The 14,874-nt window shown below is 54.9% G+C and carries 11 protein-coding genes; 1 reads left to right on the forward strand and 10 read right to left on the reverse strand.

Annotated elements, in window-relative coordinates; translation table 11 throughout:
* Window positions 1–11 precede the first annotated feature (11 nt).
* Both efeU and putP read right to left on the reverse strand, forming a co-directional pair.
* Window positions 12–839: an iron uptake transporter permease EfeU gene (efeU, locus tag C7434_RS07680; protein WP_033742028.1), complete on the reverse strand. Its 828-nt coding sequence runs from the start codon at window positions 837–839 to the stop codon at window positions 12–14.
* Between the two features lie 190 nt (window positions 840–1,029).
* Window positions 1,030–2,514, reverse strand: coding sequence for a sodium/proline symporter PutP (gene putP, locus C7434_RS07685; protein WP_033742030.1), 1,485 nt, complete (start codon window positions 2,512–2,514; stop codon window positions 1,030–1,032).
* A 441-nt stretch (window positions 2,515–2,955) separates the two neighbouring features.
* Between putP and putA the strand changes: the two genes are divergently transcribed.
* Window positions 2,956–6,900, forward strand: coding sequence for a trifunctional transcriptional regulator/proline dehydrogenase/L-glutamate gamma-semialdehyde dehydrogenase (gene putA / locus C7434_RS07690; protein ID WP_033742031.1), 3,945 nt, complete (start codon window positions 2,956–2,958; stop codon window positions 6,898–6,900).
* A 210-nt stretch (window positions 6,901–7,110) separates the two neighbouring features.
* Here the strand turns inward: putA and C7434_RS07695 are convergent, their stop codons facing one another.
* The 8 genes from C7434_RS07695 to C7434_RS07730 form a co-directional block, all read right to left on the reverse strand.
* Window positions 7,111–8,190, reverse strand: coding sequence for an acyltransferase family protein (locus C7434_RS07695; RefSeq protein ID WP_033742227.1), 1,080 nt, complete (start codon window positions 8,188–8,190; stop codon window positions 7,111–7,113).
* Between the two features lie 424 nt (window positions 8,191–8,614).
* Window positions 8,615–9,697, reverse strand: coding sequence for an acyltransferase family protein (locus tag C7434_RS07700; RefSeq protein ID WP_033742034.1), 1,083 nt, complete (start codon window positions 9,695–9,697; stop codon window positions 8,615–8,617).
* Window positions 9,698–9,934: 237 nt separating this feature from the next.
* Entirely contained in the window at window positions 9,935–10,687 is a 753-nt protein-coding gene (gene tcyN / locus C7434_RS07705; RefSeq protein ID WP_033742035.1) for an L-cystine ABC transporter ATP-binding protein TcyN, read from the reverse strand.
* The gene (gene tcyL, locus C7434_RS07710; RefSeq protein ID WP_006118891.1) at window positions 10,684–11,352 is read right to left on the reverse strand and encodes a cystine ABC transporter permease; all 669 of its coding nucleotides are present in this window, start codon (window positions 11,350–11,352) and stop codon (window positions 10,684–10,686) included. Before tcyL ends, tcyN begins: the two co-directional genes overlap by 4 nt.
* Complete coding sequence (gene tcyJ / locus C7434_RS07715) at window positions 11,352–12,152, reverse strand: cystine ABC transporter substrate-binding protein (protein WP_033742037.1); 801 nt, start codon at window positions 12,150–12,152, stop codon at window positions 11,352–11,354. The genes tcyL and tcyJ overlap by 1 nt, the downstream gene beginning before the upstream one ends.
* 132 nt (window positions 12,153–12,284) lie before the next feature.
* Window positions 12,285–13,271 carry a D-cysteine desulfhydrase gene (locus C7434_RS07720; RefSeq protein ID WP_006118889.1) on the reverse strand — a complete coding sequence of 329 codons (987 nt, stop codon included), beginning with the start codon at window positions 13,269–13,271 and terminating at the stop codon, window positions 12,285–12,287.
* A gap of 191 nt (window positions 13,272–13,462) precedes the next feature.
* Window positions 13,463–13,966 (reverse strand): flagella biosynthesis regulatory protein FliZ, encoded by a 504-nt coding sequence (gene fliZ / locus C7434_RS07725; RefSeq protein ID WP_033742041.1) that lies wholly within the window; start codon window positions 13,964–13,966, stop codon window positions 13,463–13,465.
* A 50-nt stretch (window positions 13,967–14,016) separates the two neighbouring features.
* On the reverse strand, window positions 14,017–14,739 hold the full coding sequence (locus tag C7434_RS07730; RefSeq protein WP_133745289.1) for an RNA polymerase sigma factor FliA: 723 nt from the start codon (window positions 14,737–14,739) through the stop codon (window positions 14,017–14,019).
* Window positions 14,740–14,874: the final 135 nt, after the last annotated feature.

Genomic DNA, 14,874 nt, shown 5'->3' on the forward strand with positions numbered 1-14,874 from the left:
GGGTAAACGCGTTAGCGCGCAGCTGCTGAGGTATCAGCGCGTGCAGGCATAACAAACAATAATAAAGCGGGGATCAGATAGAGCAGCCAGACAGCGACTTCACTGACGCTGGGCGCTTCCTGATAGCCAAGCATGCCTTCCAGCACTGTGCCAAACAGCGAATGCGTGGACAAGATCGGGCTCATATCAAAGGCCACCTGCTGAAAATGGTTCCACAGCCCTGCCTCATGAAAAGCGCGAATAGCCCCTGCCGCCAGGCCTGCTGCCACCAGCAGAATGAAAATACTGGTCCAGCGGAAAAAGTGCGCCATGTTCAGACGCAGGCCGCCCCAGTAGATCAGCATGCCCAGCACCACCGCCGTGGCCAGCCCCAACACCGCACCCAACGGCGGCGCATAACCGACATCCTGTGTGAACGCGGCCAGCAGAAAGAACACTGATTCCAGCCCTTCGCGTGCGACGGCCAGAAACACCATCATCACCAGCGCCAGGCCGCCGCCGGCCGATTTATGCAATGCCTCGTCGACGGCGTGTTCAAGTTCCCGTTTGATATTGCGCGCGACCCGGCGCATCCAGAACACCATCGAGGTCAGGATAACGACCGCGATTACCGCCACGATACCTTCAAACAGCTCTTGCTGTTTCTGCGGAAACTCACCCGTGGTCTGGTTGATAAAGATACCCAGCCCAAGGCAGAGTGCGGCGGCGATAAAGACGCCCGCCCACATCGCAGGAAACCACTGAGTGCGCTGAGTGCGCTTCAGATAACTGGCGATCAGGCTGACGATCAACGCGGCTTCAAGCCCTTCGCGCAGCATAATGAGAAACGGAACAAACATCGCCAACCTCTTGAATGTTAACCGGCGTCAACGACGCGTAAAGTTACGTAAAAACGAACGATACCGATTATCATTACCACTCAAAAAAATACAAGTTCCACAACGAAATAATTTCGTAACTGTCTGTGCCAGATAACGGGCAAAAAAAAGCCTGCCCTCACGGGGGCAGGCGGTGGAAAAAAGAAGGCGATTACTTCGTCTGGAACTCGGCCTCAGCGGCATCGAAACGTGCCATCGCCTGGGTTGACGGTGCGCGACTCGCCAGGCTAAAGACGACGATGGCGAGACTGGCCAGGATAAAGCCCGGGATGATTTCGTACAGACCGAGCCAGCCATACTGCTTCCAGACCACCACGGTCACCGCACCGACAACCATGCCCGCTAATGCGCCATTGCGGTTCATACGTTTCCAGCACACGCCGAACAGCACAACCGGCCCGAACGCCGCACCAAAGCCCGCCCATGCATAGCTGACCAGGCCTAATACCCGGTTTTCAGGGTTGGCGGCCAGCGCGATGGCAATCAGCGCGACCAGCAGCACCATCAGGCGACCGACCCAGACCAGTTCTTTCTGGCTGGCATTTTTGCGCAAAAAGCCTTTATACAGGTCTTCGGTCAGGGCGCTGGAGCACACCAGCAGTTGGCAACTGAGTGTCGACATGACGGCCGCTAAAATGGCTGACAGCAGAATCCCGGCAATCCAGGGGTTAAACAGAATACGTGCCAGCTCAATGAAGACACGCTCGCCGTTTTGAGTTACACCAGCGGCCTCGCCCGGGTTGTTCTGGAAATAGGCGATACCAAAGAAGCCAACCGCGACGGCGCCGGCCAGACACAAAATCATCCAGGCCATACCAATACGGCGCGCGGTACGAATTGACCGGTGTGAATCCGCCGCCATAAAGCGGGCCAGAATATGGGGCTGGCCAAAATAACCTAATCCCCAGCCCAGTAGCGACAGGACCGCAACCACATTCAGTCCTTTGAACATATCCAGGTTTTCCGTGCTTTTAGCCTGAATGACTGCGAGCGAATCGCTTAAACCGCCGACGGCCATGATGACGATAAGCGGCGTCAGAATCAGGGCGAAGATCATCAGGCTGGCCTGAACCGTATCTGTCCAGCTTACCGCCAGGAATCCGCCCACCAGCGTATAGAGAATGGTCGCCGCCGCACCGGCCCATAAGGCCGTGGCGTAGTCCATTCCAAAGGTGCTTTCAAACAGGCGCGCACCAGCAACCACACCGGAAGCACAGTAAATGGTGAAAAACATCAGGATGACGACCGCAGAGATCACACGCAGAATTTTGCTGCGATCTTCAAAGCGGCTGGTGAAAAAGTCGGGCAAGGTTAAGGCGTTATCATGATGTTCTGTCTGGACGCGTAAACGACCCGCGACAATTTTCCAGTTAAGCCAGGCACCGATAATCAGGCCAATGGCGATCCAGCTTTCTGAAATGCCGGAGAGAAAAATGGCACCGGGTAAGCCCATCAGCAGCCAGCCGCTCATGTCAGAGGCACCCGCTGACAGCGCGGTAACCACACTGCCCAGGCTGCGACCGCCCAGAATGTAGTCATCAAAGTTTTTGGTTGAGCGCCAGGCAATAAAACCGATGAGCACCATCCCGAGGATATAAATTAAAAAGGTCACCAGCATGGGTGTACTTACTGTCATGTGTTTCTCCGTTATTATCCGATCTCTTAAGAGAAATCTTTTCCTGCGCCACCGGAACGGGGTAGCGTCAGCGTATTACCGCATCGATAAAAGTCCCGTTTCCCTTAAGGCGCGGTATCCTGCCGTAAAGGCACGTTCTACACAATGCATTTAACACATCCGTTACATCAGTTTCACCTCTCTCCCTGTTTTAAATGTTCACAGGTTGCGCCCGCTCACACTTAAGTTGCACCTTTACCACCACAACCCTGTTTAAATTGAAGGGGGTTGCAACATTGGCGAGTTTCTTGCAGCAAGATTTGTGCCGCTTTTAAATGTTAATGGCAAAAGCAGCGGTAAAGTGTGGAAGCAAGGTCACATTTAACACGGTTGCACAAAGTTGCAACATGAGTGATAGTGCAGCCCTTGCTCTGGTAAAAAACGTTTTAAGGAACAGAAATCATGGGAACAACGACCATGGGGGTGAAGCTGGATGAAGCCACCCGCAGTCGCATTAAACTGGCGGCACAGAAAATGGATCGCACGCCGCACTGGCTGATTAAACAAGCGATCTTTAACTATCTTGTGCAGTTAGAAGCCGGTGAAACAGTGGAAGAGATTCCCCTGCAGCTCAACGAATCGGCTTCTGATGAGGTCGCTGCGGACGAGATGGTTCAGCCGTTCCTTGACTTCGCAGAGCACATCCTGCCGCAGTCGGTAGCCCGTTCGGCCGTGACGGCCGCCTGGCGTAGACCGGAAACCGATGCCGTTCCCATGTTGCTGGAGCAAGCCCGCCTTCCCGCTCCGCTGGCTGAAAAAACCCGGCAGCTCGCCTTTACCCTGGCCGAGAAGCTCAGGCACCAAAAAGGGGCAACCGGACGCGCCGGTATGGTGCAAAGTCTGCTTCAGGAGTTTTCATTATCTTCACAGGAAGGCGTGGCGCTGATGTGCCTGGCGGAAGCGTTGCTGCGTATTCCGGATAAGCCGACGCGCGATGCGCTTATCCGTGACAAGATCAGTAACGGCAACTGGCAGTCGCATCTGGGCCGCAGTCCGTCCATGTTTGTTAACGCCGCCACCTGGGGCCTGTTATTTACCGGCCGCCTGGTCTCAACGCATAACGAAGCGAATCTGTCGCGCTCGCTCAACCGGATCATTGGCAAGAGTGGTGAACCGCTGATCCGTAAAGGCGTGGATATGGCGATGCGCCTGATGGGTGAACAGTTCGTGACGGGTGAAACCATCGCCGAAGCACTGGCTAACGCCCGTAAGCTTGAAGAGAAAGGTTTCCGTTACTCTTACGATATGCTGGGCGAAGCCGCCCTGACCGCCAGCGATGCGAAAGCCTATCTGGTTTCGTATCAGCAGGCGATTCATGCGATTGGCAAAGCCTCCAATGGCCGCGGCATTTATGAAGGCCCGGGCATTTCAATTAAGCTCTCTGCCCTGCACCCGCGCTACAGCCGTGCCCAGTACGACCGGGTGATGGATGAGCTGTATCCGCTGCTTAAGTCGCTGACGCTACTGGCCCGCTCTTACGACATCGGCATTAATATTGATGCAGAAGAAGCCGACCGCCTGGAACTCTCTCTTGATCTGCTCGAAAGGCTGTGTTTTGAGCCTGAACTGGAGGGCTGGAACGGTATCGGCTTTGTCATTCAGGCCTATATGAAGCGCTGTCCGTTTGTTATTGATGAGCTGATCGACCTGGCGCAACGTAGCCGCCGCCGTTTGATGATTCGTCTGGTGAAAGGCGCTTACTGGGACAGCGAAATTAAACGCGCCCAGATGGAAGGCCTGGAGGGCTATCCGGTGTACACGCGCAAAGTGTATACCGACATTTCGTACCTGGCCTGCGCGCGCAAGCTGCTGGCGGTGCCGAACCTGATCTATCCGCAGTTTGCCACGCACAATGCGCACACCCTGGCCGCCATTTATCAGCTGGCAGGCAATAACTACTATCCGGGTCAGTACGAGTTCCAGTGCCTGCACGGCATGGGTGAACCGCTGTATGAACAGGTGGTCGGCAAGGTTGCAGACGGTAAACTTAATCGTCCCTGCCGTATTTATGCCCCGGTCGGTACGCATGAAACGCTGCTCGCCTATCTGGTGCGACGCTTACTGGAGAACGGCGCGAATACCTCCTTCGTTAACCGCATCGCCGATACGTCCCTGCCCATCGACGAACTGGTCGCCGATCCGGTTGCCGAAGTTGAAAAACTGGGCCTCAGCGAAGGGACACTGGGCCTGCCGCACCCGAAAATTCCCTTACCACGTGACCTGTATGGCGAGGACCGCGTAAACTCCGCCGGTCTTGATATGGCGAATGAACATCGTCTTGCGTCGCTGTCCAGCGCGCTGCTGAGCGGTGCTACCGAAACATATGTGGCGCAACCGCTTATCGACGGCCCTTTAACGGGAGGGGAAAGCGAGCCAGTGCTCAATCCGGCCGTCCCTGCGGATGTGGTGGGCACCGTGCGCCAGGCATCCGAACAGGAGGTTTCCCTGGCCATTGAGGCCGCCGTTAATGCCGGCCCTATCTGGTTTGCCACGCCGCCGCAGGAGCGTGCCGCCATTCTGGAGCGCGCCGCACAGCTGATGGAAAGCCAGCTACAGCAACTGCTGGGTCTTCTGGTGCGTGAAGCCGGAAAAACCTATAACAACGCCATTGCCGAGGTGCGTGAAGCGGTCGATTTCCTTTATTACTATGCCGGCATTGTGCGCCATGATTTCGATAACGAAACCCACCGCCCGCTTGGCCCGGTAGTCTGCATCAGCCCGTGGAACTTCCCGCTGGCCATTTTTACCGGCCAAATCGCCGCGGCTCTGGCGGCAGGTAACAGCGTGCTGGCGAAACCCGCCGAGCAAACGCCGTTAATTGCCGCACAGGCCGTCAATATTTTACTGAGCGCTGGCGTGCCCGCCGGTGTACTGCAACTGCTGCCGGGTCAGGGCGAAACCGTGGGGGCACAGCTCACCGGCGACGAACGGGTGCGCGGCGTCATGTTTACCGGCTCTACCGCCGTTGCCACGCTGCTGCAACGCAATCTGGCGGGCAGACTCGATCCGCAGGGCCGTCCGACACCGCTGATTGCGGAAACGGGCGGAATGAATGCCATGATTGTGGACTCCTCCGCGCTGACCGAACAGGTGGTTGTCGACATCGTGGCATCGGCCTTTGACAGCGCGGGACAACGCTGCTCCGCCCTGCGTCTGCTCTGCGTGCAGGAAGACGTCGCAGACCACACGTTAAAAATGCTGCGTGGCGCGATGGCGGAATGCCGCATGGGCAACCCGGAACGCCTGTCCACCGACATCGGTCCGGTGATTGATCAGGAAGCCAAAGCCAACATCGAACGCCATATTCAGGCCATGCGTAATAAAGGCTTTAAGGTCTACCAGACGGCACAGGATAACCCACATGACAGCAAAGAATGGGCCACAGGCACCTTTGTGAAACCAACGCTGATTGAGCTGGATAAGGTCAGCGATCTGACCCAGGAAGTGTTTGGTCCTGTCCTGCACGTGGTGCGTTTTACCCGCAGCAACCTGCCGCAGATCGTTGAGCAGATTAACGCCACAGGTTATGGCCTGACCCTGGGTGTTCATACGCGCATCGACGAAACCATCACGCAGGTCACCGCCAGTGCCAAAGTGGGTAACCTGTATGTTAACCGCAACATGGTCGGCGCGGTCGTCGGTGTGCAACCCTTTGGGGGCGAAGGCCTCTCAGGTACCGGTCCAAAAGCGGGCGGCCCACTGTATCTTTATCGTCTGCTGGCTCACCGCCCGGATGAGGCGCTGAGCACCACCCTCGCCCGTCAGGATGCGGAACGTCCCGCAGACAACAGTCAGCGTCAACGCCTGTTAGCGCCGCATCAGGCACTGACCGACTGGGCAAAAGATAAGCCACAGCTGTCTGCGCTGTGTCAGCATTATGAACAGCTGGCGCAGGCCGGTACGGTTCGTCTGCTGCCGGGCCCAACAGGAGAGCGCAACACCTTCCTGTTACTCCCGCGCGAACAGGTGCTCTGTCTGGCAGATAACAACGACGATGCGCTGATTCAGCTGGCTGCGGTAACCAGCGTCGGCAGTCAGGCCCTGTGGCCGGATGATGACCTGCATCGTACGCTGCTTAATACCTTACCGGCAGCGGTGAAGAGCCGTATTACCCTGGCGAAGGATCCGCTGACCGCGCAGTTTGATGCCGTGATTTATCATGGTGATGCCGACCAGCTCCGCAGCCTGTGCGAGCAGATTGCGGCGCGTGAAGGTGCGATTGTCTCGGTACAGGGATTTGCCCGCGGTGAAACCAACCTGTTACTGGAACGCCTGCTGATTGAACGCTCTTTGAGCGTCAACACCGCCGCCGCGGGCGGTAACGCCAGCCTGATGACGATCGGTTAACTGTCGGCGCGTTTCATTCTGGTTGTGATCAAGGTTCATGCCTGGCATGAACCTTTTTTTATGACGGATGAAAAACCCGCGGCCGTTGAGCGCCTCAGCAGTGGAGAAGTGCGAAGGGATTCGCGCTATCAGATGGTCTCTGCGCGCACATCCCCCGCATACGCAATCCGGACGCGCCGCAGAGACAGGTGGCTGACATGCGTACAACGGTCAGGCTGCCGGAATAGAAGGCCGTTTCATCAGATGTGGCAAGCGAAACAGCGCGCGTCCCGGTCCCCGATTCAGCAATGACCAGACCGCCATGGAGCACAAGGCGCAGATCGTAACCATCACCGGAGGATAGAGACAGGCCCAAAGCCATGAAAAGCCTGTCAGCTCAAAAAGCTGGTGACGTTGCGCATATAAAATCGCCGTCATCCCGAAATATTCAATGAAAATACGGTGAATAATGTAAAGGGGTAAGGTATGGCGGCCTGTCCAGTTCAGCCAGGCCATACAGCCCAGCTGGCTTAACCATCGGCAGGCGGCCACGCTGGCCAGAATGGCAATCAGACAGAGAAAAAGACGGCTGTTCAAATCAAGCAGGCCCTGTAGTACAGCCAGCAGTCCCAGTAACAGCCACGGCAACCTGTTCTCCCGTCGCCCTTCGCTCAGTCGTAGCATGGGTGCCCACCAAAATGCGCCCAATACAAAAAAGATAAAATACTGCGCCAGACTTTGCGGTCCCCAGAACGGGATACTCTTTTCGACCGCCAGATAGTTCAGCACAGCGGCTACGATAAGCAGCGGGATTTTGTAATGTTGAAACCATTTGGCGCACAGGAAATAGAGTGCCAGACCATATAAATACCAGGCGGTACTCATGGCGAGAAAGGTCAGTCTGAGAAATTCTGAAAACGAACCGGCATAGGCCGCATTAAGATTTTGCGAAATACGCTGTCCGGTAATTTCCGTCGCGATGCCGGAAATGGATCCCCACTGAATGACGCCCCATAACAGATAAAGGTAAAACAGATTCATAATGCGGCTGGTGGCGACAGACTGCCAGGGCCGGTGAAGAATGGCATGACTGGCCAGCAGACCCGATACAAAGAAAAAGGCGGGCATGCGCAGCGGCGACAGTAGCAGGTTAAACCGGACCCACAGTTCAGCCGGGAGCAGGCCCGCGGTCAGATGTGTTACCGTATTATCAAAGCCGGGTAATACCGTGTGATACAGAATAACCAGCAGGATACACAGGCCTTTGAGTGTATTAATCCAGGCAATTTCTTCTTTTTCTTTGCTCATCATCGGCACATTTCCGCTGCGGTGAAACGGCAATTCACATCGCCTTCTCTTGTGCGAAAAGTATTCCGTATGTTCTTTCTGCTGAATGTAGCGAAAGTCTTAAATACCCGCGTTGCGGTGCGTTTCGGACCGTACTTTACACTTAAAGGGATTTATTGACACTGCGCCCGGCAAGCGCGTTATTCAGACGCCTTTTCCTTTCCTGTCTGGTTATCCTTATGACATAAACCGAGGCTCTGCCCTGCTTTCAACAGGCGTACCGTACGGACTGACGTAGGCGCTTTTATCCCGTTTACCCGATAAAAAATGGATTCACGGTCAGGCGTGCGCTGACCTGGCTCCGGGCTCGCGGGCATGACGGGCATGACGGGCAACGGAGAAGTGATCTGGCGGATGAAAAAAGGGGCCAGCGCGCTGGCCCGGATCTTCAGGATAAGGTTTGCGTTTCGGGCTGACGTTGACTGACCAGGCGTGGATGGAGAAACAGCATACGTCCCGGCCCGCGATTAAGTAACGACCAGACCAGCAGCGACAGCAGTGTGCATACCGCCACACCGGTCACCGGCATCAGCAGCGCCCAGGCCCAGCTAAAGCCAGCATTGCCGAACCAGCCGAAATTCAGGGCCAGTGTGATAGCGCTCAGTCCGAGCAGTTCGATAAAAATGCGGTGTAACACATAGATTTGTAATGTATTTCGACCGATAGCGTTCAGCCAGGTCATTCTGAAATGCGCGTTGAGAAAACGACACAGCACGATGCCAAACACGATCGTCAGCAGGCTGTAAAACGGGTTTTTATAGATGCCACCTGCATGATGGGCGATGCCGACAAGTGCAATCGCGCCAAGCCACAGCCAGTGACGTCCCTTGAGGGCGCTCAGTTCAATTAGCCTCGCGCTGAAAAATACGCCCAGCAGGAAATACAGAGAGTTCTGCGCCACGCTGGCCGGGCCCCATCCGGGGATCAGGTTAAACTGCGCAGCGTAGTTCGCCGCTATCGCCGCCGCCAGCAGAACCCTTTTCTGTTGATGGAAAAGCTTAGTCACCAGGAAAAACCCTGCCAGCGCGTACAGGTACCACAGGCTGGTCATCGACAGCATCAGCAGCTTAATAAACTCAAGAGGCGAATCCGCATAGGCGGCATTTTTGCTACTGGACAGCCGTTCGCCTAAATGGGTGGAAATGTAGTGGATACTCAGCCACTGAATCACGCCCCACAGCAGGTAGAGGTAAACAATATTGCTGAATTTTTTCGTAAACACTTCCTGCCAGCTTTTCTTCACGACCGCGTTAGCGGCCAGCAACCCAGACACAAAGAAGAAAGCGGGCATACGCAACGGCGAGAGCCAGGTATTAAACGCCACCCATCCTTGTGCCGGTAGCAGACCCGCGGTCAGATGATGAAGCGAGGGTGCGAACGTGGTGATGATGGCGTGATGCAGTACGACAAGTAAAATGCACCCTCCTTTGAGGGTATTGATCCAGAGGATTTCCTTCCTGGGGTGAGTCATTATAACGTCCCGACAGCGCGATGAATTTGTGAAGAATTATTAATATTTTCACTGTCACCTCAATCGGGGAGGTCTTAAAATTTACACTCTGTTACGTCATTGAAATATCATTCAGTATAACCGAAGCGATAACAACAGGTTAAGGAAAGACCAGCCGTAAATTTTCAGAAGAAACTGAGCGCGCAGGCAGGAAAAAAATAAATAAAACGCCGCCCGTGTCGGGCGGCATTTTGGGGATTATTGATTAAGAAATTTATCCAGAAACTGTTGGGTACGCGCCTGCTGAGGAGCGCTGAACAACGCTTTGGCCGGGCCCTGTTCTACCACGCGGCCCTGATCCATGAAAATCGCCCGGTCAGCGACATCACGGGCAAAGCTCATCTCATGGGTCACAATCACCATCGTGCGCTTTTCCTGCGCCAGCGCCCGGATCGTATTCAACACTTCGCCCACCAGCTCGGGATCCAGCGCCGAGGTCGGTTCATCAAACAAAATGACTTCAGGCCGCATGGCAAGCGCGCGGGCAATGGCAACACGTTGTTGCTGTCCGCCGGAAAGACGACGTGGATAGCTGTCTTCTTTACCCTGCAATCCCACTTTTTCAAGCAGACCACGCGCCCGCGCGACCGCGTCCGCTTTGGTTTCGCCTTTGACGATGACCGGCCCCTCAATAATATTTTCCAGCACCGAGCGATGCGGAAACAAATTGAAGTTCTGAAACACAAACCCCACCTGCTGACGGAGTTGGCGCACCTGTTCTTTCTGCTTATTGATCCCCAGACTGGCGTCAATCGTAATATCGCCGACTTTGATGCGCCCGGCCTCAGGCACTTCAAGCAGGTTGATGCTGCGCAACAGCGTCGTTTTACCGGATCCGCTCGGGCCGATAATCGCCACAATTTCACCCGGCGCAACATCCAGATCGATGCCGTGCAGTACCGTTTGGCCGTTAAACTGTTTCACCAGTTGGCGCACTTCAATCGCACTCATTTCGCCTCCTGATCCTGACGGTTAACGTGTGCTTCGAGCCGGTTCTGTAAGGCAGACAGCACGGTAGCCATGATCCAGTAGATAACCGAGGCCGCCAGATACATCGTAAATACCTCCAGCGTACGTGAGGTAATCAACTGGGCCTGACGAAATAACTCCGGTACCTGAATGGTCGCCGCCAGTGAGGTATCTTTGACCAGGCTGATGAAGCTGTTACCCAATGGCGGTAAGGCGGTACGGGCAGCCTGAGGCAAAATAACCCTGCGCAGCGTTTGCCACGGCGTCATGCCAATGCTGGCCGCCGCTTCCCACTGTCCGCGCTCAATCGCCGCAATGGCACCACGAAGCGATTCCGATGCATAGGCTGCTGTATTCAGCGACAGGCCAATCATCGCGGAAGGAATTGGATCCAGCTCAATGCCAAACTGGGGCAGACCGTAGTAGATCATAAACAACTGAGCGATAAGCGGCGTGCCACGAAAAATCGACACGTAGATACGTGCCAGCCAGCTGATGGGCCAGAAGCGCGACAAGCGCATCAGCGCCAGCACAAAGCCCAGTATCAGCCCAAAAAACATCCCGCCAATACTGAGCTGAAGCGTAAACAGCGCGCCTTTAAGAAGGAATGGTGCTGACTCCAGCACCAGTTGTAAACTTTCCTGCATTATTGCGTAACGTCCGCGCCAAACCATTTCTCAGACAGCTTTTTGAGCGTGCCGTCTTTCTGCATCTCTGCAATCGCCTGGTTAATGGCTTTCAGTAAATCTTCGTTACCTTTACGCAGTGCAACGCCCGCTTCAAGACGCGAGAACGCAGGGCCAGCAACGGCCATCGTGTCACCGGTTTTCTTCACCAGATCCAGTGCCGCCAGACGGTCCACCAGAATCGCATCAACGCGACCTGAACGCAGATCCTGGTATTTGGTAGGATCGTCATCATAGGTACGAACATCGACACCTTTCACGTTTGCACGTAACCACTGCTCGTAGTTGGTGCCCAGACCGACACCCACTTTTTTACCTGCCAGATCTTCGGGGCGGGTGATGCTGCCGGCATTTTTCTTCAGCGTCAGCGCCTGCACGCCCGAAATGGTGTACGGCGTGGAGAAGTCATATTTCTTTTTACGCTCATCGGAAATGGTGACCTGATTAATCACCACATCGATACGTTTGGAATCCAGCGCGGCCAGCATGCCATCCCATTTTGTCGGTTTCAGCACGGCTTTCACACCCATGTGTTTCGCCAGGTCCTGGGCGAACTCCACCTCAAATCCGGTCAGCTTGCCTTTTTCATCCTGGAAACTGAAAGGCGGATAAGTGCCTTCCAGGCCCACACGCAGTTCGCCTTTACTTTTCACTTGCTGCAGCAAATCTTCTGCGGCAAAGGTTTTAACACTAACGCCAGCAACCAGCGCAACCGCCATCATTCCCGTCACCAGCTGGCGACGAATCTGTGAGAAAGCCATGTGTACCCCATTTATTATTCGTGAGTGTGCTGTTGAGCGGCTAAACCCCGTTTGCCGCTCTGTCATTATGGGCGTTATTTACCTGAGACAGCAAAATAACGGCCGGATTATAAACCTTTTTTTCGCGACGTCTCAGACCGAAGGGTGATAAGCAAATAACGCGGGCGCACCGCCGGTATGCACAAACAGGAGCGGTCCTTCGCGGCGGAAACGATTCTGACTGATCCCATCAATTAACCCCGCCATCGCTTTGCCAGTATAAACCGGGTCGAGCAGGAGGCCTTCCAGCCGGGCCAGCAGCTTGATCGCCTCTGTGCCCTCTTCATTTGGCTCGCCATAGCGTGGCCCAAAGTAGTCATCCCACAGCGTCACCGGGGCCTTTGCCTCTACCGACAACTGCGATGCCAGCGCCTGACGAATAGCGTCCACTTTCGGCAGCTGTTCATCACGCTGACGCGATACGGTCACGCCCACCAGCTCGGTTTGCGGCATGAGGTGTTCCAGCCCAATGGCCAGCCCCGCATGCGTTCCGGCACTGCCAGACGCGACGACTACCGCAGCAAAATCCACCACGCCTTCACTTTGATGCACGATCTCCTGGGCGCACTCTACATAACCCAGCGCGCCTAGCGCGTTTGATCCGCCAACAGGCAGGGTATAGGGTCGAAAACCCTGCGCCTCAAGGCGTTCCGCCTGTTCCGCCAGTTGTGCGGCAGGATCGGTCAGTGCCTCAACCATCACCACGTCAACGTCCATCAGTTCCAGCAGCAGCCGGTTACCGTTAGTGAGATAATTCTCGCTCTGGGTCGCGATGGGGTTTTCGAGTAATGCCACGCATTTCAGCCCAAGTTTGGCGGCGACCGCAGCGGTCTGACGCACGTGGTTAGACTGGATCGCACCGGCGGTGAGCAGCACATCGGCCCCCTCACGCAGCGCATCGGCCGCCAGGAACTCCAGCTTGCGCAGTTTGTTGCCGCCCAGCGCCAGCGGCGTTACATCGTCGCGTTTGATAAAAATGTCACGACCTAAGAAGTCCGACAGACGGGGCAAAAATTCCAGAGGCGTGGGCGCACCCAGAAGTTCAATACGGGGAAACTGATGAATAAGATGTAAAGACAATGCGGCCTCCAGTCAGGCACAGAGCAGTTATCATTACAGTGTTACAGAAGATGAAGAAAGGATCATCCTGAATTGAGGTCAGGAACGTGGAAGACGGGAATGCACAACATCCCCACGTTTCTTCCGATGGTGAGAAGAAACGTGGGGCGGGAAATCGACTGACCGTGCATCCTGTGCCCGGCATTTTTCCCTTAACGTTGCTGCCAGCCTAAGAACTGGTCGTATTTGCGCAGCGCAATTCGATAATTATTGTTGCCTGCATCGGGTAAATCTTTTTCCAGGCATTGATGCCAGCTATTGCCTTTCAGTTTTTCTGCCGGAAAATTTCGCGCCTTCAGCATATCGTCAAGCCGACGTAACCGAACCACATACTCACGAATCGTGCTTGGGCTCATTTCCGTCTGCTCGAACAGATATTGTTTAAACGCCATAATGTCAAAATAGTTAGGATGTGTATTACAAAAAATATCGCTGCAAAAACGACAAAGTGCCGTTAATTCTGGCTGCAGTTTTAGCCAGAGTGGCTCATCAATCATTTGGTCCATCCGTGCGATGGCCTCTTTATTGATGATCTGGCCACGAAAAACCAGCGCCATTCGGTCTAGTACTTTGCCACAGTGTGAACAATTGGTTTGGCTGTGTTTATAGTCTTTAAGATAGCGACTTAAAGGTCTGGCTTTGGTTTTGGCTCCCACTGTTGAGTCCCCGATTTCTTATATTTATAGATCTCCAGGAACTGAGCCTTCTAGCGCGCTCCCGTAAGTCGGGCACGCAAGCGTTTAATCGCCTGACTGTGCAGTTGGCTGACCCGGGATTCCCCGACATCAAGTACCGCGCCAATCTCTTTAAGATTCAGTTCTTCCTGGTAGTACAGTGTCAGCACCATTTTCTCGCGCTCAGGCAACGCCTCGATCGCTTCTATGACGCGTTCACGCAGACTCCCTTCCATTAACTGATGAAGTGGATTGGCCTCTTCGTGCCCTTCCGTCACCAGCTCCGCACTGTCACCGTGTTCTTCCCGATACTCGTCGTATGAAAAGAGCTGACTGTTGTTGGTATCCAACAGAATCTGCCGGTACTCTTCTATCGAAACATTCAACTGTTGCGCAACTTCCAGCTCGGAAGCGGCCCGACCCAGCATCTGCTCAACCTGATGCATGGCTCCGGCTACCTCACGTGCATTACGTCTGACGCTGCGTGGCGCCCAGTCCCGGCTGCGAAGCTCATCAAGCATTGCGCCACGAATGCGCTGGACTGCATACGTGGTAAAGGCGGTACCCTGAAGCGCGTCGTAGCGCTCCACCGCATTCAACAGACCAATGCCCCCGGCTTGCAGCAGATCGTCAAGTTCCACACTGGCAGGCAGGCGAACCTGCAAGCGCAGTGCTTCATGACGCACCAGTGGGACGTAGCGCTGCCAGAGCGAATGTTTGTCCATCACGCCTTCGGCGGTATAGAGATCGTTCACGTTGACTACCCTGCGTTAATGAAGTTATCGGCATGATTATGCAATTCTGTAGGACTTTCGATTGGCAGAATAGGCGGGATAAACCGAGGTTATTTCAAATTTGTGATGTTTCAGAGCGGAAGATTCCGCTCTGTC

The sequence above is a fragment of the Pantoea sp. PNA 14-12 genome (assembly GCF_004364735.1).
GTDB classification, from domain to species: Bacteria; Pseudomonadota; Gammaproteobacteria; order Enterobacterales; family Enterobacteriaceae; genus Pantoea; species Pantoea stewartii.

Coding starts and splice junctions, on each gene's coding strand:
- efeU (WP_033742028.1), bottom strand. CDS start 839: ATGTTTGTTCCGTTTCTCATTATGCTGCGCGAAGGGCTTGAAGCCGCG.
- putP (WP_033742030.1), bottom strand. CDS start 2,514: ATGACAGTAAGTACACCCATGCTGGTGACCTTTTTAATTTATATCCTC.
- putA (WP_033742031.1), top strand. CDS start 2,956: ATGGGAACAACGACCATGGGGGTGAAGCTGGATGAAGCCACCCGCAGT.
- C7434_RS07695 (WP_033742227.1), bottom strand. CDS start 8,190: ATGATGAGCAAAGAAAAAGAAGAAATTGCCTGGATTAATACACTCAAA.
- C7434_RS07700 (WP_033742034.1), bottom strand. CDS start 9,697: ATGACTCACCCCAGGAAGGAAATCCTCTGGATCAATACCCTCAAAGGA.
- tcyN (WP_033742035.1), bottom strand. CDS start 10,687: ATGAGTGCGATTGAAGTGCGCCAACTGGTGAAACAGTTTAACGGCCAA.
- tcyL (WP_006118891.1), bottom strand. CDS start 11,352: ATGCAGGAAAGTTTACAACTGGTGCTGGAGTCAGCACCATTCCTTCTT.
- tcyJ (WP_033742037.1), bottom strand. CDS start 12,152: ATGGCTTTCTCACAGATTCGTCGCCAGCTGGTGACGGGAATGATGGCG.